Source organism: Deinococcus taeanensis (assembly GCF_020229735.1).
Lineage (GTDB): Bacteria > Deinococcota > Deinococci > Deinococcales > Deinococcaceae > Deinococcus > Deinococcus taeanensis.
The window spans coordinates 2480275-2503433 of record NZ_CP083455.1 but is presented as its reverse complement, the minus strand read 5'-3'; the positions used below and the strand labels follow the sequence as shown (position 1 = coordinate 2503433).

Below are 23159 nucleotides of genomic sequence, written 5' to 3'. Positions count from 1 at the left end.
GTGTCCGGCGTACACTGGGCCTCATGAGTGACCTCCTCGACACCATCCGCGACCTCGCCAAGAAGACCGACAGCAAGATCCTGATGGTTGTCCTTGACGGCGTCGGCGGCCTTCCCCTTGAAACGAACGGTGACACCGAACTGGCCGCGGCGCACACCCCCAACCTCGACGCCCTGGCCGTGCAGAGCCAGCTGGGCGCGGTGGAACTCGTCGGGGCCGGCATCACCCCCGGCAGCGGCCCCGGCCACCTGAGCCTCTTCGGGTACGACCCCCTGCGGTACGTGGTGGGCCGCGGCGCGCTCAGTGCTGTGGGCATCGGCGTGAAACTGGGCGCCGGTGACGTTGCCGTGCGTGGCAACTTCGCCACCCTGGGGGAGGGCCGCGTCGTGCTGGACCGCCGCGCCGGCCGGCCCAGTGATGAGAAGAACGCCGAGATTGTCGCCCGCCTCAAGGCGTCCATCCAGGACATCAGCGGCACGCCGGTCGAGATCTACACCGAAAGCGAACACCGTTTCGTGGTGGTGTTCCGCGCGGCCGGCGGCCTTGCCCTGGGCGCCAACCTCAGCGACGTGGACCCGCAGGCCACCGGCGTGCCCCCCCTGACCGCCCAGGCGCACGACGACGCCAGTCAGGCCACGGCGCAGCTCGTGAACGCCTTCGTGGAGCGGGCCGAAGCGGCCCTGAAGGACGAGCCGCAGGTGAACGGCGTGCTGTTCCGCGGGTACAGCGACGTGCCGCACTTCCCCAGCTTCGATGACGCGTACCAGCTCAAAGCGGCGTGCATCGCCAGCTACCCCATGTACAAGGGCCTTGCAAGCCTCGTGGGCATGGACGTCCTCACCGTTCAGGGCGAGGAGGACGCCCTGGACGGCAAGGTGCAGGCCCTGCGCGACCACTGGAGTGAGTACGACTTCTTCTACTTCCACGTGAAGAAAACCGACTCCACCGGTGAGGACGGGGACTTCAAAGCCAAAGTCAAGAAGATCGAACTGTTCGACGCCCTGCTGCCGCAACTGCTTGCCCTGAACCCCGACGTGATCGCCATTGTCGGCGACCACAGCACCCCCAGCCGGCTCGCCACGCACTCCTGGCACCCCGTGCCCCTGCTGATCCGCAGCGCCTACGGCCGCAAGGACCCGGCGCAGCGCTTCACGGAGGACGAAGCCCTGAAAGGCAGCCTGGGCCTGCGCCGCGGCACCGACCTGATGCCGCTCCTGATGGCCAACGCCCTGAAACTGAACAAGTACGGCGCGTAAGGACCGTCCCCCCCCGCCACCCCGCCTGACCGGGCGCGGGTGGCGTTCGTGTTGTCCCGCCCGCTTCACAAGTCCTCTTGGGTGGACATTCAGGCTGCCGTCAGCTTCACGCGGCAAGGTGAGCCTGTTGGGTTGCCCACCGGCAACCAGGAGGTTCCCTATGCGCAAAGCCCTGATGCTCGCCGCCCTGACGTTTACGCCTGTTCTGGGCACGGCCACCGCCCAGACCCTCAGCGTGAACATCAGCGCCTCGTTGCAGTTCCCCACCATCGCGCAGACCGCGGCCAGCGTGGCTAACCTGCTCGCGCAGGGCGTGAAGGTGACGTTCCTGACCCCCACCAGCCAGCCGGCCGCGACCCTCAGCAGCGGCGGCGGGATCGTCGTGAACCCCGCGTACCCCTCCACCCCCCTGACGCAGGTGCAGGTGCTGACCCAGGTGCCCGGCACGACCACCTACGTCAAGGAAATCTACCCGCTGGCGCAGCCGCTCACGACCGCCCAGCCCCTCCAGGCGCAGAGCGTGACCGTGAAAACCAAGGACGGAACCCGCCAGCCGCTCGTGAACGTCATGGGCCGCCAGGCCGCGTGGGCCAAGGCGCCCGGCCTCCAGAAGAAGCCCGGCGGCATGCCCCCAGGCCAGTACAAGAAGAGCCAGGGAAACAAGTAACCCCGGTGCGCCCCTCCAGCCTGGAGGGGTTTGCTTTTGGGCCCTCGTGACGCGGCCCCTGCTGGTTCTCGACCTGGATGAAACGCTCTGGCACGGTCAGCCAGGCGGGAACGACGTGCAGTTCCTGCCCCGGCCAGGTGGGACCGTTCCTGGAGTCGGTCAGCTCCGGCTCTGACCTGGCCGTGTGGACCGCTGCGAGTGCCGACTGGACGCACGCAGGTCTGAACGCCGTGCAGCGCAGCGCGACGAGCCGGGTCACCTGACCGCCCGCAAACCTGCGCGGAAGTTCCGTGCCGGGTGGCTCCGCGCCCGCTCCCCGCAGGAAAGAGCCCTCGCGGTCGCCGATCTGCCTGGCAACTGAACCTGCGGCTACGGGCACCTGGTGCGCGTCACACCCTGGACCGGCGACCGCCGGGATGACGAATTGCCCCGGCTCGCCTGCTCCCTGCTGGGTATCGCGCACGCCGGACTTCCGCAGAGTGGAGAAACGGGGCTGGGCCGGTCAGGCGTTCCCCAACGAACGGCCTCTCCAGCGGGCCTGCCGTGGCACTTCCTCAGGCGAGGCGTTCGGAACCCCCGCGGGCCGTGAATTCAGTCCAGGCGGCCTGCAGCCGCCGCACCGCTTCGGGAAGCTGTGCCGGGTCCAGCGTGAACGGCAGGCGCAGGTACTGATCGGCCAGGGGCGTGACCCCCATGCTGGCGCCGGGAAACAGCCGCAGGCCGTGCCGGGCGGCGTGCTGCGTGAACGCACTGGCGTGCGGCCGGGGCAGCTGCACCCACAGGAACTGCCCGCCGTCCGGCACGGTGAACGTCCAGTCGGGCAGGTGGGTGCGCAGCAGCTGTGCCAGCAGGTCCCGGGCGGGGCGGACGTGCTCGCGCCGGTCGCGGATCAGGCCGGGCAGGTCCGCCAGGAGGTGCAGCGCGGTGTGCTGCGCCGGAAGGCTGCCGCCGAAGTCCGCGAGGGTCTTGGCCTGCGCGAGCGCCGCGGCCAGGGAGGGCGGCAGGCGCATCCAGCCGACCCGCAGGCCCGCCCAGTACAGTTTGCTGAGGGAGCCCACGTTGATGACCGGTGCGCCGGGCGCCAGTGCGCTCAGGCGCGGCGGGGCAGGCGCCGGCGTGAACCCGAGGTCCAGCAGGGTGTCATCTTCCAGGGTGGGCAGCTGCGCGTCGTGCAGGAACGCCGCGAGGCGCTGCCGGGCGCCGGCGGGCAGCACGGTGCCGGTGGGGTTCTGGTAGGTGGGGGTCAGGAACGCCAGGCGGGGGCCGTGCGTGCGGGCCAGCGCTGCGAACGTGTCGGGATTCACGCCGCCGGGCGTGACCGGCACGCCGATCAGCTTCGCGCCGGCCGCGCGGACCACGTCGATGGCCCCGAAGTACGTGGGCGTTTCCAGCAGGGCGGCGTCCCCGCGGCGCAGGAGGGTGGCGGCACTCAGGGCGATGGCCTGCTGGGCGCCGCTGGTCACGATGACCTGCTCCGGGCGGGTGGGGAGACCTTCGCGGGTGTACGTTTCAGCCAGCAGGGCGCGCAGGTCGGGCAGCCCGTGGGGGTGGTACACGCTTTCCCGGTAGGCGTCCAGGCTGGCTTCCCGGAGCTGCTGGCGGTGCCGGTCGGTCAGGAGAGGTACGGCGATCGTGAAGTCCAGTTCGGCGGTGGGAACGCCCGCGGCAGGGGTGCGCAGCGTCAGGAGAGGCGCGGCGCGCGGCGCGGTGGAGGCCACGTGGGTGCCGCTGCCCACGCGCCGGGTGACCCACCCGCCCACCGTGAGGTCCTCCAGCGCCGTTACCACGGTGGCGCGGCTGACGCCGAGGAGCGCCGCGAGCGGCCGTTCGGCCGGCAGGCGTGCCCCAGGTGGCAGTTCGCCCCGTTCAATGGCGGCGCGCAGCCGCTCGCCGAGCCGTTCATGCAGGGCGCCGGGCGCGGCGCGCCAGCCGTCCAGCAGAGCGGCCCAGCGGGGCGCGTCCGGAAGGGGAGCAGGGGAAGGCACCGCTTCAGGGTACAGGCCAATCTGTGCAGACGAGCAGGCCAATGCGCAGGCCATTGCCCCTCCCGCCCAGGCCACTGGCCGCGCACACTCTCCTCATGACGACCCTGACCGCCCGGCCCGCCGCCTCCTTCTGGCGGGACTCGCACCCCAGTGCGCTGCTCAGCGGCCTGATCGCCGTGATCATCGGCTGGGCCGGCCCGAACGTCCTGATCTACTCCGTGGCGCAGGCCGCACACCTGAGCGTGGGCACCGCCATGTCATGGCTATGGGCGCACGCCATCTTCACCGGCGTGACCGGCATCCTGCTGAGCCTGCGCTTCCGGATGCCGATCCTGAGCACCTGGAGCACCCCCGGCATCGCGCTGCTCGTCACGGCGCTGCCCGGCATTCCCTTTCCTGAAGCCGTCGGGGCTTTCCTCACGTCGGGCCTGCTGGTGATTCTGCTGGGCACCTTCCCGCCCCTCACCCGGGCGCTCCAGGCCATTCCGGCGCCACTGGCCGCCGCGCTGAACGCCGCAATTCTCCTGCCGTTCGGGTTCCGGGCGCTTCAGGCCTTCGGGGAGACACCCGCCCTCGTGGGCGCCATGATCGTTACCTACTTCGTGCTGCGGCAGGTCGCGCCCCGCTGGGCCGTCGCCGGGGTTCTGGTGACGGGCGTCCTGGTCAGCGCCGCACTGAACCTGTGGCACCCCACACCCGCCCCGCTGGCCCTGACCCGCCCGGAACTGGTGCTGCCGCAGTTCAGCCTGCACGCCACCCTGAACCTCGCGCTGCCACTGACCCTGCTGGCGTTCACCGGACAGTTCGTCCCGGGTTTCGGCGTCCTGAAAGTCAATGGATACGAGCCGGCGCCCGGCCCGGTCCTGCGGGCCTGCGGCGTGGCCAGTGTCGGCGCGGCGTTCCTGGGGTGTCACAACCTCACGCTGGGCGCCCTGCTAGCGAACATCGTCAGCGGTCCCGAAGCGCACCCTGAGCCTGCCCGCCGGTACACGGCGGCGGTGTGGGCGGGGGTGTTCAACATTGCCGTGGGCCTGTTTGCCGGAACGGTCCTGCACCTGCTGGGCATCCTGCCTGCCCAGGCCCTGGCGGCGCTGGCCGGGCTGGCCCTGCTGGCGGCCATGGGCAGCAGTCTCCAGGGCGCTTTTCAGGGTATGCAGGCTGGGAGTCTCGCTGCTCCCGTTGTGCTGCTGGTGGCCCTGAGTGGCGTGAGCCTGCTCGGCATCGGCGCGGCGTTCTGGGGCATCCTGGCGGGGCTGGTGGTGCACGCCGTGGAAACCCGCACGAAAGCCGCGTGAGCCCCGCCTGCGACCACGGCGGCCTGCCGGGGCGGCGCTGTTCAGGTTGTGCCTGACCATAGAGGTGTGCCCGGTCGTGAGAGTGCCGGGCCGCACCTCCTGAGCTGGCGCGGGCCGACGTCCTGGGCAGGATGGAGGCCCGGTGTCTGGCTGGCCGGGCGAAGCACACTCTGCTGGGCGCGCTGACGCGACAGCCAGTCCGGGTGGGCTGGCTGGCCGTCCAGGAATCGTTCAGAACAGAACGCCGCCGACTGATTTGACAAAGAACCAACCGCCTGTTATACTTTCATTTCTGGCCTGACGAGGCCGTGCCGTGCCGATCCCTCTGCGTCATAGACCGAGCGATCACCACACGACGCCGACGCGGAGCACGCGCGAGAACCCGGACCTTTACGCGGCCCGGATCCACCGCTCCCTGGCACCGGATGGGCACAGCGCACTTGAGGGAGGCGTCCACCTCTGGGATTCACAAAAAACGGACGCGCGAGCAGCGGAAGACCGGTCAACCCGGAGCCACTGCCCCAACCGAAGCAGCCCCCTGGGGCTGCTTTCTTCATTCAGGCGCCACATGAACGCTGGCTTCCCCTGATGCGGGGTGCCCCTTGAGCCACCGTGAGCTCCAGGCCGATGGCTGGCCGGCACACCGGCCATTCCGAGAAACAGCACGACACATCAGCCGGTCCTGGCGCGTTGGTGTGGGTTCCCTCCAGCGTGAACTCACGCCGGAAGCACAGGCACATCCCTTGCCGCGTCCTTTTCCCTCGGGTTCAGCGTGAAGGTCCGTGGCGCTGGTGGTTCGCCCCTCATCCTGTCATTCAGGAAAAGCTTGCCGGAGCCCTGTAGCCAGTTGCCCGGACAGATATTTCCCGGCGAGCACTTCCCCCTGTTCAACCTTTCCCTCCCGGCCCTGTTACTGCCCCGGCTCTTCCTTCTCAGTGACGCTGATGGTTTCCCCGCAATCCGACTGGCTTTCTGGACCCGTGACCTGATCCATGCGGAAACAGATCTGCGTGCCGCCCAGGGGCGCCTGAAGCGTTGAGGCGGATGACACTGCCGTTTTGGGAGAGTGAGTTCAGCCTGTGGCCCGGAAGCGGGAACAGATGTTGCCTTGAGCATGGCGTCACAGTGCGCTCGTGCCGGGCAGCGGACTCTTGATCCCAAGGGCGTCGTAGACACGATGGGGCGCAGTCAGGTGGCCGGAGGGCGATAATGGCCCGCAATGCCGCGCACCACCAGGACACGAGGATCGTGACGGTTGCGACCGCGATGCCGCACCTGCCCGGCCTGTGAGGCAGGCGCTGGCTACACTGCACCCATGTCCCTGCATGTTGATGCCGTTGCAAAAGCCGTTGATCGGCACACCGCTCAGGACCTGTACTCGACGGTCGAGATCGTCCAGGCGTTGTACGAGGCGAAGACTGCAGAGCCCACGCCCGCACCAGGGCATCTGGCGATGACGTGGGGTTCGTCGCGTAACGGCTACGCTGATAGCGCGCTGGAGACCCTGCTGGGTCAGGCGCACGTGCCGGCGCTGGCGTTCCTGACCGGCGAACGCTGCATGTACCGGGTCGAGGACCGCGTGCACGGCAGCGCCAGGAACTTCACTCTCCTGCGGACGCCCGCTGGACTGGCGCGCGTCGACACGGCGTTCTCCACCTTCTTTGAGTGGTGCAAAGCGCATCCGGGCACCCTCGCGGAGCTCTCCGAAGGCATGCATGGGGAGGAAGAGGTTCTTGCCTTTCTGCGCGCGAAGAGCATCTCTGCGCAACCGTACATGGACCGGCACCTGCATGGTGACGAAGAAGGCGATAACGTGGGCTACCTGATCGTGTACCTGCGCAGCGTGCAGGCGGTGCTGCAGTTCGCCGCTGCGCATGGCCTTGCCTTCCTGTACGCGCAGGACGCATACACGGCCGGTGGGGGCATGGATGAGGAGCAGGAGAACGAAGAGGGCTGAGGGGACCTGCAACCCAGGGCGCGCAGCTGGTCCTGACGGCCGCGCTTTGCGCCGCTGCAGGATCCCCACACAGGAGGTTGGCGCCACTGCCAAAGTGTCAGGGGCTGAGCCCCTGGTGTCAGGCTGAACCGAGTCCGGCAGAACAATGCGTTTCGCCTTCGGCTTCCAGAGGGAGTGAACCACTTCGATGGAATTGCGAGGTTCAGTCTGGTGGTTGCCGCCTGAAGGGCAGGAGCACCGTGCAACGAGAGGAGTGGGGGGTGGCCTTGAACTGTCCGGGAGCCCCCTGGCTCTGTCGGGGCGCGGGCCACCGCAGAGGTGATCGCACTGCTGTGACAGTCAGAACAGGTTGACGCGCCGTGGACTTCCACTGGCCCTCGCGGCGCGCTGAAGCCCCGGAAGTGCTGAATGTCAGACGCTGTGCTGTACGCCGCCCGTTGGCAAGTGTGCTGGCCTGCAGCGCGGTGGCGAAACGGCCTTGTGACAAGTGGTGTTGGGTCCGCCACCCAGCAAGAGGAACGCCGGAGCGTGATGCTCCGGCGTTCCTCTGCTGACCGCCAGTGTCCGACGGTCAGGCGTCAGCTCTTTTAGAAGTCCATGCCGCCCATGTCGGGGCCGCCGCCGGCGGGAGCCGCTTTTTCCTTCTCGGGCTTGTCGCTCACGATCGCTTCGGTCGTGAGGATCAGCGCGCCGATGCTGGCGGCGTTCTGCAGCGCGGTGCGGGTCACCTTGGCGGGGTCCACGATGCCGGCGGCAACCATGTCATCGACGTACTCGCCGGTCGCGGCGTTGAAGCCGAAGCGGGGCTTGTCGCTGTTGATCACGGCGTTCACGATGACGCTGCCTTCCTCGCCGGCATTCGCGGCGATCTGGCGGGCGGGCTCCTCAAGCGCGCGGATCAGGATGCGGGCGCCGGTGGCTTCGTCACCGCTGAGGGCTTCGGCGGCCTTGCGCACGGCGGGGATGACGCGCAGCAGGGTGGTGCCGCCGCCGGCGACGATGCCTTCTTCCACGGCCGAGCGGGCGGTGGACAGGGCGTCCTCGTAGCGGTGCTTCTTCTCTTTCAGTTCGGTTTCGGTGGCGGCACCGACGCGAATGACGGCCACGCCGCCGGCCAGTTTGGCGAGGCGCTCCTGGAGTTTCTCGCGGGCGTAGTCGCTGTCGGTCGTTTCGAGCTCACCCTTGATGGCGTTCACGCGGGCGTCGATGGCGCTCTGCTCACCTTTGCCGTCCACGATGGTGGTTTCGTCTTTGGTGATGCGGATGCGCGCGGCGCGGCCGAGCATCTCCATGCCGGTGTTCTCGAGTTTGTGGCCGAGGTCCTCGCTGACCACTTCCCCGCCGGTCACGGCGGCGATGTCGCGCAGCATTTCCTTGCGGCGGTCACCGAAGCCGGGGGCTTTCACGGCGGCGATGTTCAGGGTGCCGCGCAGTTTGTTCACGACGAGGGTCGCGAGGGCTTCGCCTTCGACGTCCTCGGCGATGATCAGCAGGGGCTTGCCGGTCTGGGCGACTTTTTCCAGGACGGGCAGCATGTCTTTGAGGTTGCTGATCTTCTTCTCGTTGATGAGGATGTAGGCGTCTTCGAGGACGGCTTCCATCTTCTCGGGGTTGGTGATGAAGTAGGGGTTGATGAAGCCCTTGTCGAACTGCATGCCTTCAACGACGTCGACTTCGGTGTCGAAGCCCTTGCTTTCTTCGATGGTGATGACGCCTTCCTTGCCGACCTTGTCCATCGCGCTGGCGATTTCCTGACCGACCTGCTCATCGTTGGCGCTGATGCCGGCGACCTTCTTGATGGCGTCGCTGTCCTCAATCGGCACGGCGAGCTTCTTGATTTCTTCGATGGCGGCGGCCACGGCCTTGTCGATGCCGCGCTTCAATGCCAGGGGGTTGGCGCCGGCGGCGACGTTGCGCAGGCCTTCTTTCACGACGGCCTGGCCGAGCACCGTGGCGGTGGTGGTGCCGTCACCGGTGATGTCGTTGGTTTTGCTGGCGACTTCCTTGAGAAGCTGCGCGCCGATGTTCTCGAGTTTGTCCTCGAGTTCGATTTCCTTGGCGACGGTCACGCCGTCCTTGGTGATGGTGGGGCTGCCGAACTTCTTCTCGATCACGACGTTGCGGCCGCGGGGCCCGAGGGTGACCTTGACGGCGTTGGCGACGGCATTGACTCCGCGCTCGAGGCTGCGGCGGGCGGCTTCATCAAACACAAGCTGTTTAGCCATGGTGGTGCTCCTTTAAGGGCGCTGGGCCGGAACCGGCGGGTGCTGGGTGGCCCTGTGCTTTTACTGAGTGGGACGGAAGGACGCAGCGGAAAGCGGGCGCGTGGACCGGACTGTGGCGCAGTGGGGTCCGGCGCTCAACGCTTTTACTCGACGATGGCGAGGATGTCGCGTTCGGCGAGGATGCTGTAGTTCTTGCCCTCCAGGCTGACTTCGGTGCCGCCGTATTTGGCGAAGTACACGGTGTCGCCTTCCTTGACGTCAAGCGCGACGCGGGTGCCGTTGTCGAGCACCTTGCCGTTGCCGACGGCGATCACTTTGCCGCGCTGGCTCTTTTCTTTGGCGGTGTCAGGGACGAACAGGCCGCCGGCGGTTTTCTGCTCGGCTTCCTCGATGATTTCAACCAGAACGCGGTCACCTAGGGGTTTCAGCATGTCTTGTCCTCCTTATGGGATGTGGGGTGGGGTCGGCGTGTGGACCGGGTGCCCCGGCGTTTTTGCCGTTCCGAACGCAACAATAGACCTGCGATGAAAAAATTGTCAACTTCCGCAATCTGACAATCTGAGCGTGAGGCGCTCAAGGTGCGCCAGCACGCACAATCGAAATATGTGCTTATAATCTGATACAACGAACATATATATGTAAGAGGAACATACCTACGCCCTCTCGTCCTGCTTTATGGAGGTCCGACCATGGCTGCCCGACCCGCTGTCCTGAACCGCACAGATTTTGAGGACGCCTTCAATGACCTCAGGGGCGCTCCCCTGACCCTCGCGGTCCTTGACCTCGACCACTTCAAGACCCTGAACGACACCCTCGGTCACGGTGAAGGCGACCGCGTTCTGCGCGTCATCGAGCGCCTGCTCAGCAGCAGCCTCCCGAGCGGCAGTGTCGTCGGCCGCATCGGCGGCGACGAGTACGCCGCCATCCTGCCGGAAACAGCGGCCGAAACGGCCCTGATTCTCCTCGACGAGGTCATCAAGCACTTTCACATTCACCGCGACCCACAGTGGCCCAAAAGCCTGGGCCTGAGCGCCGGCCTTGCCGCCCGCCCCGCCCACGCCACCACCTACGCCGACCTGTACCGCGCTGCGGAGGAGGCCCTGCTGCGCGCCAAACGTGAGGGGCGCGCCCGCGCCTGCATCTACGTGGAGAGCAAGATGGTGCTGAAAAGCAACTACTACGCCAAAAGCCAGCTGGACCGGCTGTCGAAACTCAGCGGCGCCCTGGGGCGCACCGAGGCCAGCCTGCTGCGCGAAGCGCTGGACGAACTGATCGAGAAACACCGCGGAGCCCTGTGACAACCCCCCAGGCCGGTCCAGCCGGTGACCCCACCCTGCCCGCGCCCCTCAGCCCGGGATGGACGGCGGCGCTGTCTGAAGCGTGGGAGGCGTACTGCGCAGGCTCGTACGCCATTGGCGCATGCGTGACCGACGCGAGCGGCGCCGTGATCGCGCGGGGCCGCAACCGTCTGAGCGAGCCGCGCGGCGTGGAGGGCGGCGTGATCCGCGGACATGACCTCGCGCACGCGGAAATCAACGCCCTGCTGAACCTGACAGGCGCGCCCCGCCCAGACTGCCACGCCTGGACGGTCCTGACGACCGTGCAGCCGTGCCCGCAGTGCGCCGGAGCAATCGCCATGAGCGGCCTGCGGGCTGTTGCGTACGCCGCGCCCGATCCCTGGGCCGGGTGCACGCACCTGCTCACCGACGACCCGTACGTGTCCCGCAAAGGCATCCGCGTTCTGCGCGCCCCGGCCGACGTGCAGCGCGCCGCGCTCCGGCTGGCCCTCGTGAGCTTTCTGGAGGACGGGCACGACCACCAGGGCACGCTGCTGCGCTCCTTTCACGAGCATCAGCGGGAGGTGGACGTGGCCTGCGCGCTGCACGCCGCCGGCACGCTGGCTGCGCTGCGAAGGCACCGGGCGTCCCTGACCGAGGTCCTGCGGGTGCTCACGTGAATCGCCCGGCCGCTGTGAAGCGCCGCCTTTTCCGTCCGGTACAGCGCAACGGGGGCAGGCGGGAGAGGCACCTGTGACTCACCGGCACCTGACCCTCCTGCGGCATGGCCGCAGTCGCGCCGACGACGAGAACGTTCACGAGGGACGGTACGACAGCCCGCTGTCCCCGGAAGGGGAGGCGCAGGCCCACGCACTCGCGGCGTTCTGGCAGGCGCGCCCGCCGGGGTTTGACCGCGCGTACTGCTCCACCCTTGAGCGCGCACGCCACGGCGCGCATCGTCACGGCCGCGCTGGGCGTGCCCCTCACGCCCAGCGCTCTGCTGCGCGAGTGGGACAACGGCCCGCTGGCCGGCCTGGACCGCGGGGAAGCCCTGGCGCGTTACCCCATCCCGGTCTTCCGTCATGACCTTGACCCGCTGACCTGTGACGGCGGGGAGAGTCAGGCCGCCATTCGTGCCCGGGCGCTGCACGCCCTGGAACTCGTGTGGCAGGGCGGCGGGCAGGATGCTCTGATCGTCACGCACGGTGGCTTCGGCAACACCCTGCTGCGCGAGCTGCTCGGTGCGGCCCGCGGGTGGTTCACCTTCCGCGATACGGCGTTCGCCACGGTGCGCCTGCACCGCGGGAGCCACACGGCAGAACTGACCGACGTGAACCGCACCCCGCACCTGCCGGACCACTGACCCCCGGCGGGCCCCTCCGCCACGAACGGTGAAAGGGCGCCGGGCCGGGTGGGTCAGGGCAGGGTGAGTTCGGCGCGGCCATCCCCGGCCGTGAAGCGGTACACGCCGCCCGGAAGCTGCCAGCCGCCCGGGCCGAACGCGTCCCCTACCCAGCTGCTCAGCCGCTCGCGCGGGACGGTCACGCTCACGGTGCGGGTCTCCCCGGCCTTCAGCACAGCCTGCAGCGCCGCGACGGGCCGCCCGGCCGCCTCCGCGAGGCCCCCGCTGGCCGGCCGGGTCACGCGCGCCACGACCGTCACGGTCCCGGTGCGTTCGCCGGTATTGCTGAGCGCCGCGCTCAGCTGCACGCCCTCCGGCGTGACGGTCACCGCCAGGTCCCGGGCGGCACTGGTGGTGTAGTCCAGGCCGTACCCCAGCGGGTACAGCGGCAGCGGCGCTTCCCCGGCGCCTTCCGGGGGCCGGTCGGCGGTAAGCCCCACCTGCGCGAGCGTGTCCGGCCACGTGAACGGCAGCCGGCCCGGGAAGCCTGCGCGGCCGAGCAGCGCGTCGGCGAGGGCCGCGCCCCCTTCTGTGCCAGGCAGGAACGCCATGACCAGCCCCGACAGGCGGGACTGCACGTCGGCGGGCAGCACGAGCGGCCGCCCGGCCAGCAGAACCGCCACGACCGGCTTCCCGGTGCCCAGCAGGTCGCGCAGCAGGGTCACCTGCGCCTCTGGCAGCGTCAGGGCCGGGTTGTTCGCCATCCACTCGGCGCCAGGTGCCTCTCCAACGGCGGCGACGATCACGTCCGCCTGCCGCGCTGCGGCCAGCAGCTGCGGCCTCTTGCCGTCCGGCAGGGCGCTCACCGTTATACCCACGGGCGCCGTAGCCTTCAGGGCCGGCGCCAGGGTACTCACGCGCGGCACGACCGGGACATTGCCCTTCCCGACACCCTGCCAGTTCACGCTCCAGCCGCCCAGCTGCATGGCCGCGCTGTCCATGCCGGGCCCGGTGACCAGCACCCGGCCCGTGCGCAGGGGCAGCGTACCGGCCGGGTTTTCCAGCAGCGTCAGGGTGGCGGCCGCCGCGCGGCGGGCCAGCGCCCGGTGATCCTCCAGCACGCCGCTGCCCCTCAGGGGGGCGTCCAGCAGGCCCAGCCGGGCCTTGAAGGTCAGGACCCGCAGGGTGGCCTCGTCCAGCCGCGCCGCGCTGACCAGCCCGGCCTGCACGGCGTCCCGCAGGGCAGCCTGGTAGGCTTCCAGGGTGTTCGGCACCATGTAGACGTCAATGCCGGCGTTCACGCTGGCCGCCGCCGCCTGCATCAGGTCCGCATGGGTGCGGTACGTGCCCACCAGCCGGTCAATGTCGTTCCAGTCGCTGACCAGCAGACCCTGAAAGCCCAGTTCGCCGCGCAGCACGTCCGTCAGCAGCGTCCGGGAGGCGTGAACGGGCACGCCGTTCACGCTGCCGCTGTTCGCCATGACGCTCAGGGCCCCGGCGCGGATACCCGCCTGGAAGGGCGGAAGAACGACCTCATGCAGCGCCCGCGCACTGATTTCCGCGTTTGCGCGGTCCATGCCGAGGCTGGGCAGGCCGTACCCCGTGAAGTGCTTCAGGGTGGCGGCCACCCCTTCAGCCTGCAGGCCGGTCACCGCGGCGTCCACCTGGTCGGCCACCAGCCACGGCGCCTCTCCAAACGTCTCGTAGTACCGGCCCCAGCGGGGATCGCGTCCCACGTCCGCGACCGGCGCGAAGGTCCACGCGGTGTTCAGGGCCCGCAGGTCCCGCGCCGTGGCCTGCGCCACCTCCCGCGTGAGCGCCGGGTTGAACGCCGCGCCCAGCCCGAGGTTGTGCGGGAACAGCGTTGCGGCCGGCACGTTGTTCACGCCGTGCACGGCGTCCGTACCGAACGCGGCCGGCACGCCGTGCGGACTGTTCGCGCGGCCGAGGGAATCCAGCGCCGCGAGAAAATCGGCCCAGCCGCGCGGGGTGTTCTGCGGAGGGGCGTCGCCGCCCCCGTTCAGCAGCGTTCCCGGCCGCAGCCGCCCGAACACGCCCGCCGCGTCGGCGCGCAGCGGCGCGCTGCGGTCCCCTTCGGTGAAGCGGAACATGTGCGCCATGCTGACCTGCCCGATCTTGTCCTCCAGGCTCAGGCGGGCCAGCAGCGCGCGCGCCTGGGCGTCGGCCGCCGCGGGACCGGTGAGCGCCCCGGCGTGGGCGGCCAGTGTGAGGGTGAGCAGGGCCGTCAGGGTGCGGCGCGTCACACGCCCTCCCGGTACTCTGCCCAGTGGAACGTGGCGGGGCGCCGCTGGCCGCTGAGGTCCTGGCAGGTCAGGGCCAGGAAAGTCCCGGTGAAGCTCAGGCCGCCGCAGTGTTCGTCACTGAGCAGGCCGGCCGGGAACGCCGGGCCGACCGGCGTCCAGCCTGCTCCGGCGGCGCGGTACGCGAAGGCGAACGTGTGGCCGCTGTAGCGAACCTCCAGGCCCACGGCGCCCGCGTCCCCGACCGGCACGTCCTGAGGCAGGTGCTCGCGGTACACGCCGTTCTCGCAGGACGTGACGTTCAGCGCCCGGCCCGCGTGCTCGTCGCGGCTCAGGCGCAGCTGCACCCAGTTGCGGCTGTCGTAGTACGCGCACAGTCCCGCCATCTGCTGAAAGTCCTGCGGGTCGAAACTCAGCTCCGTGCGCATCCGGGCGTGCAGCGCCTGCAGGCGCCGGCCCACCAGCGCCACGTGGTGCCGGCTCATCAGGGACTCCCGGCCCGGCAGCACCAGCCCGGCTGGCGTGAGCTGCGCGCCCAGCTGCTCGGCCGGCACGCGCAGCGTCAGCCACTCGGGGCGCAGCGTGTCCCCCTGGAACTCATCCCGGGCCGGCTGCGCCGGCCAGGGGTGCGGGGGCAGGGCGGGCAGCTGCGCGTGCCGCGCCGGGTGCCGCCCGCCCTGCGCGAGGCGCGGCCAGTCGCCCGGGGGCCACTCGATCGCCTGCAGGGCCGTTTCGCGCCCCAGCGGACACGCGCCGCGCGGTGAGAGGGGCCGCCCGCACAGGTGCGCCATCACCCACTGGTCGTCGGGGGTGCTGACCAGGCTGGCGTGCCCGGCCTTCTGAACCGGAAGGTCCGGGGCGTCCACTGCCGTGATCAGCGGGTTGTCCGGGTGCACCTCGTACGGGCCGTGCAGGGAGCGCGAGCGGGCCAGCGTCACGGCGTGCTCCCAGCTGGTGCCGCCCTCGGCGGTCAGCAGGTAGTACCAGCCGTCCCTGCGGTACACGTGCGGCCCCTCCGTAACGCGCAGGTCCGTGCCGGTGAAGATCACGCTGCGTTCGCCCACAAGGCGTTTCGCCCACGGGTCGTACTCCTGCAGGGCAATGCCGGCGAAGGCGTTGCGGCCCGGACGGTGATCCCACACCATGTTCAGCAGCCACTTGCGGCCGTCACCACCCTGCTCGGGGACGTCATGAAACAGGCTCGGGTCGAAGCCGCTGGAATTCAGGGACACCGGTTCGCTCCAGGGGCCTTCAATGGCGGGCGCGGTCGTCAGGTAGTTGTGACTGTCCTTGAACGCCTCCGCGATGCCCCAGGACTTCACGTCCGTGTAGATCAGGTGAAACTGCTCGCCGTCATGCGTCAGGCACGGCGCCCAGATGCCGCCGGAATCAGCGTTGCCGCGCATGTCGAGCTGCGAGACGCGCGTCAGGGGCCGCGCTGCCAGCCGCCAGTGCACCAGGTCCCGCGAGTGGTAGATCGCCACGCCCGGCCACCACTGGAAGGTGCTGGTCGCCAGGTAGTAGTCGGTACCGACCCGCAGGATGCTGGGGTCCGGGTGGAAACCCGGCAGGACCGGGTTCGTTACCGTGACTGTCCCCGCCGGGGGAGGGGAGAGGGTGTCGGTCATGCCCCGACCGTGTCACGCGTGCGGGCCAGGAACTCCCGGTACGTGCGGCCGGACTGCTTCAGGGTGCGCGCCTGCGTGCTGAAATCCACGTGGACAATCCCGAAGCGCTTGTCGTACCCTTCGGCCCACTCGAAGTTGTCCATCAGGGACCACGCGAAGTACCCGCTGACCTTGGCGCCGCGCGCCAGGGCCTCCTGCGTCGCCGCGAGGTGCTCGGTCAGGTACCGGGTGCGCTCCGCGTCATGCACGGTGCCGTCGGGTCCCACCGTGTCGGGGTACGTGCTGCCGTTCTCGGTGATGTACATGGCGTGCGGCGCGTAATCCTGCTGCAGGCGCACGAGCAGGTCCGTCAGGCTGTCCGGCGCGACCTCCCAGCCGAAGCCGGTGTACTCGCTGCCTTCAGGCTGAATCTGCCGGGCGTGCAGGAAGCCCTCGCCGGGCGCGTCCTGCGCCACGGCCCGCGAGTACATGTTGATGCCCAGGAAGTCCGTGGGCGCCCCCATCAGTTCCGTGTCGCCCGGGTGCACCAGACCCTGCGCGTGCGGGCTGAGGTCGCCCAGCAGCTCCACCATGTCCTGCGGGTAGCCGCGCCCGTACGCGGGGTCCAGGTACCAGCGGTTCTGGAAGCCGTCCAGGCGCCGCGCCGCGCCGTGATCGGCCGCGCTGTCCGTGGCGGGGTAGGCGTGGTACAGGTTCAGCGTGATGCCGGCCTGCGCGCCGGGCGCGTGCGCGCGGATCGCCTGCATGGCCAGGCCGTGCCCGACCATCAGGTGGTGCGTGGCCGCGTAACTGGCTTTCAGGTCGGTGTGGCCGGGGGCGTGCACGCCGGTGCCGTACCCCAGGTACGCCGAGCACCATGGTTCGTTCAGGGTGATGAAGTGCCGCACGCGGTCCCCGAGCGCCGCGGCGACCACCGCCGCGTACGTGCCGAAGGCTTCAGCGGTGCTGCGGACCGTCCAGCCGCCCTCGTCCTCCAGCGTCTGTGGCAGGTCCCAGTGGTACAGCGTCACCCACGGCGTGATGCCGCGCACCAGCAGGCCGTCCACGAGGCGGCTGTAGAAGTCCAGGCCCGCCTGGTTCACCGGGCCGCGCCCCTGCGGCAGGACGCGCGGCCACGAGATGCTGAAGCGGTAGGCGTTTACGCCCAGACTCTGAATCAGGTCCAGGTCCTCGTCCAGGCGGTGGTAGTGGTCGCAGGCCACGTCGCCGGTGTCGCCGCCCACGGTCTTGCCGGGCGTGTGGCTGAAGGTGTCCCAGATGCTGGGTCCCTTGCCGTCCTCGAAGGGCGCGCCTTCAATCTGGTACGAGCTGGTGGCGACCCCCCAGGTGAAACGGGCGGGGAAGCGGGCAGGGTCAGGGGTGCGGTTCGTCATGAGGAACTCCGGAAAATGCAGGGAATCGGGGCGGGCGGGGGGTGTCGTCCGGGGTCTCAGGCGACGCCGGGCGGTCACTGGTGGGCAGACGGGGCCGCTCAGCGGGCGGGGGCGAGCACCACGCGGGTGACGCTCAGGGGCGGCAGCGCCACAGCGCCGCGGACGTTCAGCGGGCGGGGGGGCCGGTCGGCGTTCACGTCCTCCTCGGTGACGGCTTTCGCGCCGATCACCGTGAAGCCCGGCCACGCCGTCGTGAGCGGCAGCGGCGTGCCGGAGGTGTTCAGGACCAGCAGGGTGACGCGCTCGCCCTGCCGGGCGGCGTGCACCCACACGCGCGGGTCGTCGGCCTGAACATCCAGCCGCTCGCCGCGGTAGTGGGCGAGTTCCCGGAACGCGGCGTACGAGAAGCGGGGAAAGCCTGCCTCATCCAGCAGGCCGTGGTTGCCGGCACCCATCAGTGCGAAGTACGCGCCGGGCACCCCGGCGTCCGCCAGGCGCAGCGCGGCCTCGGCAGCCCAGAGGCCCCCCACCGCGTCTCCGAGGTGCCGGGCGCGGTCACTGCGCCACGAGAGGGCGTACTCCGTAACGGCCAGCTCAAGGCTGCGGTCCGGCGCGGTGGGATTGCGCTGCGGGTCGGCCCACACTTCGCGCAGGTGTCCGGCGCTGGCCGTCACGCGCGCAGCACTGGCTAGTGCGGTGTCGGGCGCTGCCGCGCCGTCCGTGGGGTAGAGGTGGTAGGTGATCAGGTCGAAGCTGGCGCCGCACTGGCGAATCACCTCATCCAGAAAGGGGCCAGGGTTGCTGGTGGCGGGCCCGGCCACGCGTGCGTGCGGGTCCACCGCCAGGAGCGCGGCGCGCTGCGCGGCCACCGCCGCGCAGTAGCGCGCCGGCGTCCAGCTGGGGTCGCTGCGGTTGGTGGCGTACAGGTCCGGTTCATTCCCGATTTCCCAGTAGGCGACGCGCAGGCCCAGGTCCCGGGCGTCCCGCGCGGCCTGCGCGGCGTCCTCCGGCGCGGCGCGGCCCACGCCGCCGCGGGTGAACACGCGGGTCTGCACGATCAGGTCCGGTTCGCCCAGCAGCGTCCAGTTGGTTTTCAGGGTCTGCAGGGCCGCGCGCGTCAGGTCCTGCTCATCCCCGATGTTCCCGCCGGGCCAGCGCAGCAGCGCCGGTCGCAGGGCCTGCAGCGCGGGGAGCGCTTCCACGACCGGCATCCAGTTGCCCAGGTTGAAGCCGCTCACTGCGCCGGCAGGAATGACGCGCGGCGCCGCGGGGCCAGGCGTGACCGTGACTGCCGCCGCCCACCCCAGCAGGGGCAGCAGCGGCAGCAGGGTCCGGGCCGGGCGCACGGTCAGTCCTTCACGGCGCCGCTGGTCAGGCCGCTGATCACCTGACGGCTGGCGAACAGGAACACGATCAGCAGCGGAATGACCGTGATCACGACCAGCATCATGATCGCGCCCCAGTCGACGTTCACGTTCGTGGCGCCGCCCGCCATGCGCCGCAGACTCAGCGGAAGAGTCATGGTGTCGGGTTCGCTGAGTTTCATGATCAGTGCGCCCTTGAAGTTGTTCCAGGCGCCCACGAACGTCACCACGCCCAGCGTCGCCAGGATCGGGCGGATCAGGGGCAGCACCACCATCCGGAACGTGCCGAACTCGGTGGCGCCGTCCATGCGGGCCGCTTCGATCAGTTCACGGGGCAGCGCCGAGGTGATGTACTGCCGCATCAGGAAGATCCCGAAGGCGTTCGCCATGCCCGGCACCCACAGCGCCCGCGGCTGCCCCACCCAGTGCAGCACGTTGTTCATGACCAGGAAGCTGGGAATGTCCATCACCAGGGGCGGAATGAGCATGGTGCCGAGAATGAAGGCGAACAGGGGCCGCTTGCCGCGGAAGTCGTACATCGCAAAGGCGTACCCGGCCAGCGAGCAGAAGAACAGCGTGGTCACGGTGGACGCCGCCGCGATGTACAGCGAATTCCAGAACTGCCGGGCCGCCTGGCCGTCCGTGATGCGCATCAGGGCCTGCGCGTTGTCCGCGAACGCCCCGCCAAACCACAGGTGCGGCGGGAACGTGAACACCTCTGCGCTGGGGTGCGACGCCCACACGAACATCAGGTAGAACGGCACGACCGACAGGAAGCACGCGGCGAGCATCACGGTCCACAGCGGCGCGCGGCGCCAGTTCAGGGTGGGGCGGCGCACCTGACGCCGCGGCTTGATGGCCGGCACGGGGGTGCTGGTCACTGACGTTCACCTCCACGGGAGAACAGGGCGTTGTTCAGCATGCTCATCACGAAGATCGCCAGGAACAGCAGCCAGCTCATGGCGCTGGCGTAGCCCATGTCCAGGTCGCGGAAGGCGGTGTTAAAGATGTGCATGGCGGTGGTCAGGCCGGCGCCGCCGCTGCCGCCCCCGTCGTTCAGGAGCATGAAGGGTTCCTCGAACAGCTGCATGCTGCCCACGATGGTCAGGGTGAAGGCGTAGAACATCATGGGACGCAGCAGCGGCAGCGTGATGAACCAGAATTTCTGCACCTGGTTCGCGCCGTCCACGGTGGCCGCCTCGTACACGTCCTCGCTGATGGCCTGCAGGCCGGAGAGGTACAGCACGGTGTTCCACCCCACGAACCGCCAGAACACGACCGCCGCCACCGAGTAGGGCACCATGCTGGGGTCGCCCAGCCAGCGCACCGGATCCAGCCCGATCAGGCCGCGCAGGTAGTTCAGGATGCCCAGCCGTTCGGAGTACAGCGTGGCAAACACAATGGCGATGGCCACGGCGTTCGTGATGTACGGCAGGAACAGCACCGTGCTGAACGCCCCCTGAAAGCGGCGCAGGCTCTGGTGAATGATGAACGCCAGCGGCAGCGCCACGAGGTGCTGCGGAATGCCGGACAGCAGCCCGATCCACAGGGTGTTTTTCAGGGTCTTCCAGAACATGTCCTGCGCGCCGAGCGCCAGGGTGAAGTTCTCGAAGCCCACGAACTTCCAGTGACCCAGACCGTCAAGCGGGCTCCACAGGTGAAAGGCCAGGAACAGGCTGAACAGCAGGGGGAACAGCCCGAAAATCAGAAAGAGAAGGAAAAACGGGCTGATGAACACGTACGGCGCGAAACGCTGCTGCAGCCGGGTGTAGCTCAGGCGGGCGCGGGGCGGGGCGGTCAGTCGCTGTGACATGGTGGGTGTCCTTCCGTGACGCCGGGAGACCGCGTGGGGCCTCCCGGGCGGGCGGTGGGCCTTAGCGGGCGCGGCGCTGAATCTGCGCGCGGGCGTCCGCGAGAGCCTGCTTGATGTCCTTGCCCTGCTCGAGCACGTTGGTCAGTTCGGTCTGCAGGATCTGCTCGGCCACGGAGTCGTACTTGTTCACGTCGATGGGCTGGGTCTTGGTGGCGGCGTCGCGCCACAGGATGCGGGCCTTCTGGCCGCCCAGGAAGTCCACGGGTTCACTGAAGACCTTGTCCTTCTGCGCGGTCAGCAGGGCGGGGAAGGCGCCGTTGTCCTCGAAGGCCGTGATCTGCGACTGCTGATTGACGGTCATGAACTTGATGAACTCCCAGGCCCACTGCTTGTTCTTGGCCTTGCTGGGAATGGCGTAGAAGCTTCCGCCCCAGGAGGCGAAGCCCTTCTCGGGCAGGTTCTGCACGCGCCACAGGCCCTTGGTGTCGGGCGCCATCCAGTTCTGCAGGGCGCCCTGCAGCCACGCGCCGCTGAACTGCGTGGCGACGGTGCCTTTTTTGAACGCGTCGTACCACTCGTTGGTCCACTCGCCGATCTTGGCGTCCAGGCCGGCCTCGCGTACCTGTTTGCTGAGGGTGAAGGCGCGCACGAAGCGGGCGTTGTCGGGGCCGACGAGCAGGGTGTTGTTCTTGTCGAAGTAGATGCCCTCGCCGGGTTTGAGGTTCGTGCGGATCACGATGTTGTTTACGCTGGCGGCGGTGTTCACGAGGTACGCGCCGGTCTTCTGTTTGATCTTCTTCCCGGCGGTGATGTAGGACTCCCAGCTGCTCTGCATGCTCAGGGGGTTCACGCCGGCCTTGTCGAGCACGTCCTTGCGGTAGAAGAAGGTGCCGGGGCCAATGTCGGTGGGCATGGCGATGAAGCGTCCGTCGGCGCTGGTGGCCTGCGCGACCGTGAAGCCCGTCAGAAGCTTCTTGTACTGTGCGGCGCTGTAGGGCGCCTTGTTCAGGTCCTCCAGGCCCTGCCCTTCGGCGAACTTGCCGACGTACCCGACTTCGATGGCCATGACGTCCGGGAGGCCCTGGCCGGTGGCGAGCGCGGTGGTCATCGCGTTGTGGTGGTCAGCGAACTGCTGCGCCTGCAGGTTGATGGTGACGTTCGGGTGCAGTTTCGTCCAGGCGGGCATGATGGCCTTGATGGCGCTGTCCAGGCTGGGGAAAGCGGCGACGGTCAGGGTGACTTTCTCCTGGGCCTGGGCGCTGCCAAGCAGCAGGGCGGTAACGAGAGCGAACGCGGCGGATTTCTTCATGATGACCTCCAGGTCGTTGTGAAAGCGCTTTCAAAATGGGTGTATCCCCGGCCCGGCAGGGCCCCTCCACCCGGACTCACGGACTGCTCCTGGCGCGGGGCGCCCCCGTGGACTCCCGCACGATCAACTCCGGCACGAACACCTGACGCCCCGCCGGCTGACCCTCCAGCAGACTCAGCGCCTCCCGCGCCGCCACCACCCCGATGTCGTAGATGGCCTGGCGCACCGTCGTCAGGGGGGGCGTCATCAGTGACGACGTGAACACGTCATCAAAGCCTGTCAGGGACATGTCGTCGGGCACAGTCAGGCCCCGCCGGTACAGGGTCAGCCGCGCCCCCAGTGCCATCTGATCATTCGCGCAGACCATTGCCGTGAACGGCTCCCCGGCCTCCAGCAGCTCAGCGGCCGCGAGCAGCCCGCCCTCCTCGGTGTAGTTGCCGGAGCGCACCAGCGTGGGGGAGAGCTGCACGCCGGCCTCCGCGAGCGCTTCCGTGAACGCCACGCGGCGTTCGACGGCGTCCTGCTGCCGCTCGGCCCCCGTGATGTACGCGAAGGTCCGGTGGCCCAGGGCCAGCAGGTGGTGCGCAATGCGGCGCATACCCTCGCGGTTGTCCATCACGATGCTGCAGTCCCCCAGCCCGCGCACGTCGCGGCCCACGGCGATCAGGGGCACGCGGCGTGCCACGTGCTGCAGGATCTCGTCATCCAGGATGCCGCCCATCATGATCACGGCGTCCACCCGGCGGGCGAGCAGCACGTCGAGGGCTTCCTGCTCGCGCTCGGTGCGCCACTGCCCGCTGATCACGATCGGGTGGTAGGGCGTGTCGTTCAGGGCCGCTTCAATGCCGGCGAGCGCCTCGCCGTAGAAGGTGGAGTGCAGGCTGGGGGTGATCACGCCGATTGTCAGGCTGCGGCCGCCGGCCAGCGCCTGGGCCTGCGGGTTGGGACGGTAGTTCAGCCGGGTGATGACCGCCTCGACGCGGGCGCGTTTCTCGGGGGTGACGTTTGCGGTGCCGTTCAGGATTCGCGACACGGTGCTGGGCGAGACGCCCGCTTCGTGCGCGACTTGCGCCAGGGTGACAGGTTCGAGCATGGGTGCTCCTGCAAGCGGACCGGGTGTCCGCTCGTGGGGGTGATGTGAAGATAGCCACAGCGTAAGCGGCGGTGAAAGCGCTGTCAAGAGAATTTGTTCATGCCAAAACCGGAATGGAGCGGGCGCGTGACGTGAAATTGCTGTGTGGGTTGGCGGAGACTGTCTGGAGCTGCAGGGCTTTCTGAATCGATTTTGTATCCATAGAGTGGAATTAAGACATATTAATTACTAAAATGCTGTGATTAAGTGCCGCCAGCACGACAATTATTGTCGATAGGTTCGCCAAAACTTGACAGAAGCCACGGCTGCTCATA

The 23159-nt window shown here is 68.9% G+C and carries 17 protein-coding genes and 1 pseudogene; 7 read left to right on the top strand and 11 right to left on the bottom strand.

The window, feature by feature from the left end; all coding sequences use genetic code 11:
• Positions 1-23: 23 nt before the first annotated feature.
• Together LAJ19_RS12035 and LAJ19_RS12030 are read left to right on the top strand one after the other, a co-directional pair.
• Positions 24-1256, top strand: coding sequence for a 2,3-bisphosphoglycerate-independent phosphoglycerate mutase (locus tag LAJ19_RS12035; protein WP_225475989.1), 1233 nt, complete (start codon positions 24-26; stop codon positions 1254-1256).
• Between the two features lie 160 nt (positions 1257-1416).
• Positions 1417-1923: a hypothetical protein gene (locus LAJ19_RS12030; protein WP_225475988.1), complete on the top strand. Its 507-nt coding sequence runs from the start codon at positions 1417-1419 to the stop codon at positions 1921-1923.
• A gap of 554 nt (positions 1924-2477) precedes the next feature.
• On the opposite strand, the gene LAJ19_RS12025 is transcribed toward LAJ19_RS12030, so the two are convergent.
• Positions 2478-3908: an aminotransferase-like domain-containing protein gene (locus tag LAJ19_RS12025; protein WP_225475987.1), complete on the bottom strand. Its 1431-nt coding sequence runs from the start codon at positions 3906-3908 to the stop codon at positions 2478-2480.
• 95 nt (positions 3909-4003) lie between these two features.
• Between LAJ19_RS12025 and LAJ19_RS12020 the strand changes: the two genes are divergently transcribed.
• A complete protein-coding gene (locus LAJ19_RS12020) occupies positions 4004-5203 on the top strand; it encodes a benzoate/H(+) symporter BenE family transporter (RefSeq protein WP_225475986.1) in 1200 nt (399 codons plus the stop codon).
• Between the two features lie 1315 nt (positions 5204-6518).
• Positions 6519-7160 carry a hypothetical protein gene (locus LAJ19_RS12015; protein ID WP_225475985.1) on the top strand — a complete coding sequence of 214 codons (642 nt, stop codon included), beginning with the start codon at positions 6519-6521 and terminating at the stop codon, positions 7158-7160.
• Positions 7161-7747: 587 nt separating this feature from the next.
• Here the strand turns inward: LAJ19_RS12015 and groL are convergent.
• Both groL and groES read right to left on the bottom strand, forming a co-directional pair.
• Entirely contained in the window at positions 7748-9385 is a 1638-nt protein-coding gene (gene groL, locus LAJ19_RS12010; protein WP_225475984.1) for a chaperonin GroEL, read from the bottom strand.
• A gap of 143 nt (positions 9386-9528) precedes the next feature.
• On the bottom strand, positions 9529-9816 hold the full coding sequence (gene groES, locus LAJ19_RS12005; RefSeq protein WP_225475983.1) for a co-chaperone GroES: 288 nt from the start codon (positions 9814-9816) through the stop codon (positions 9529-9531).
• 258 nt (positions 9817-10074) lie between these two features.
• Between groES and LAJ19_RS12000 the strand changes: the two genes are divergently transcribed.
• The 3 genes and pseudogenes from LAJ19_RS12000 to LAJ19_RS11990 all read left to right on the top strand — a co-directional run bounded on the left by LAJ19_RS12000 (position 10075) and on the right by LAJ19_RS11990 (position 12025).
• The gene (locus tag LAJ19_RS12000) at positions 10075-10683 is read left to right on the top strand and encodes a GGDEF domain-containing protein (protein ID WP_225475982.1); all 609 of its coding nucleotides are present in this window, start codon (positions 10075-10077) and stop codon (positions 10681-10683) included.
• Positions 10680-11342 carry a nucleoside deaminase gene (locus LAJ19_RS11995; RefSeq protein WP_225475981.1) on the top strand — a complete coding sequence of 221 codons (663 nt, stop codon included), beginning with the start codon at positions 10680-10682 and terminating at the stop codon, positions 11340-11342. The genes LAJ19_RS12000 and LAJ19_RS11995 overlap by 4 nt, the downstream gene beginning before the upstream one ends.
• Positions 11343-11415: 73 nt before the next feature.
• Positions 11416-12025, top strand: a pseudogene (locus tag LAJ19_RS11990) (histidine phosphatase family protein).
• 53 nt (positions 12026-12078) lie between these two features.
• Here the strand turns inward: LAJ19_RS11990 and LAJ19_RS11985 are convergent.
• The 8 genes from LAJ19_RS11985 to LAJ19_RS11950 all read right to left on the bottom strand — a co-directional run bounded on the left by LAJ19_RS11985 (position 12079) and on the right by LAJ19_RS11950 (position 22845).
• On the bottom strand, positions 12079-14268 hold the full coding sequence (locus LAJ19_RS11985) for a glycoside hydrolase family 3 N-terminal domain-containing protein (protein WP_225475980.1): 2190 nt from the start codon (positions 14266-14268) through the stop codon (positions 12079-12081).
• Entirely contained in the window at positions 14265-15893 is a 1629-nt protein-coding gene (locus LAJ19_RS11980; protein WP_225475979.1) for a glycoside hydrolase family 43 protein, read from the bottom strand. Before LAJ19_RS11980 ends, LAJ19_RS11985 begins: the two co-directional genes overlap by 4 nt.
• Positions 15890-17266 carry a GH1 family beta-glucosidase gene (locus tag LAJ19_RS11975; RefSeq protein ID WP_225475978.1) on the bottom strand — a complete coding sequence of 459 codons (1377 nt, stop codon included), beginning with the start codon at positions 17264-17266 and terminating at the stop codon, positions 15890-15892. The genes LAJ19_RS11980 and LAJ19_RS11975 overlap by 4 nt, the downstream gene beginning before the upstream one ends.
• Before the next feature lie 98 nt (positions 17267-17364).
• Entirely contained in the window at positions 17365-18612 is a 1248-nt protein-coding gene (locus tag LAJ19_RS11970) for a glycoside hydrolase family protein (RefSeq protein ID WP_225475977.1), read from the bottom strand.
• A gap of 2 nt (positions 18613-18614) precedes the next feature.
• Positions 18615-19511, bottom strand: coding sequence for a carbohydrate ABC transporter permease (locus tag LAJ19_RS11965; protein WP_225475976.1), 897 nt, complete (start codon positions 19509-19511; stop codon positions 18615-18617).
• A complete protein-coding gene (locus LAJ19_RS11960) occupies positions 19508-20443 on the bottom strand; it encodes a carbohydrate ABC transporter permease (RefSeq protein WP_225475975.1) in 936 nt (311 codons plus the stop codon). The genes LAJ19_RS11965 and LAJ19_RS11960 overlap by 4 nt, the downstream gene beginning before the upstream one ends.
• A gap of 61 nt (positions 20444-20504) precedes the next feature.
• Positions 20505-21752, bottom strand: coding sequence for an ABC transporter substrate-binding protein (locus LAJ19_RS11955; RefSeq protein WP_225475974.1), 1248 nt, complete (start codon positions 21750-21752; stop codon positions 20505-20507).
• Between the two features lie 76 nt (positions 21753-21828).
• A complete protein-coding gene (locus tag LAJ19_RS11950) occupies positions 21829-22845 on the bottom strand; it encodes a LacI family DNA-binding transcriptional regulator (RefSeq protein WP_225475973.1) in 1017 nt (338 codons plus the stop codon).
• Between the last annotated feature and the right edge of the window lie 314 nt (positions 22846-23159).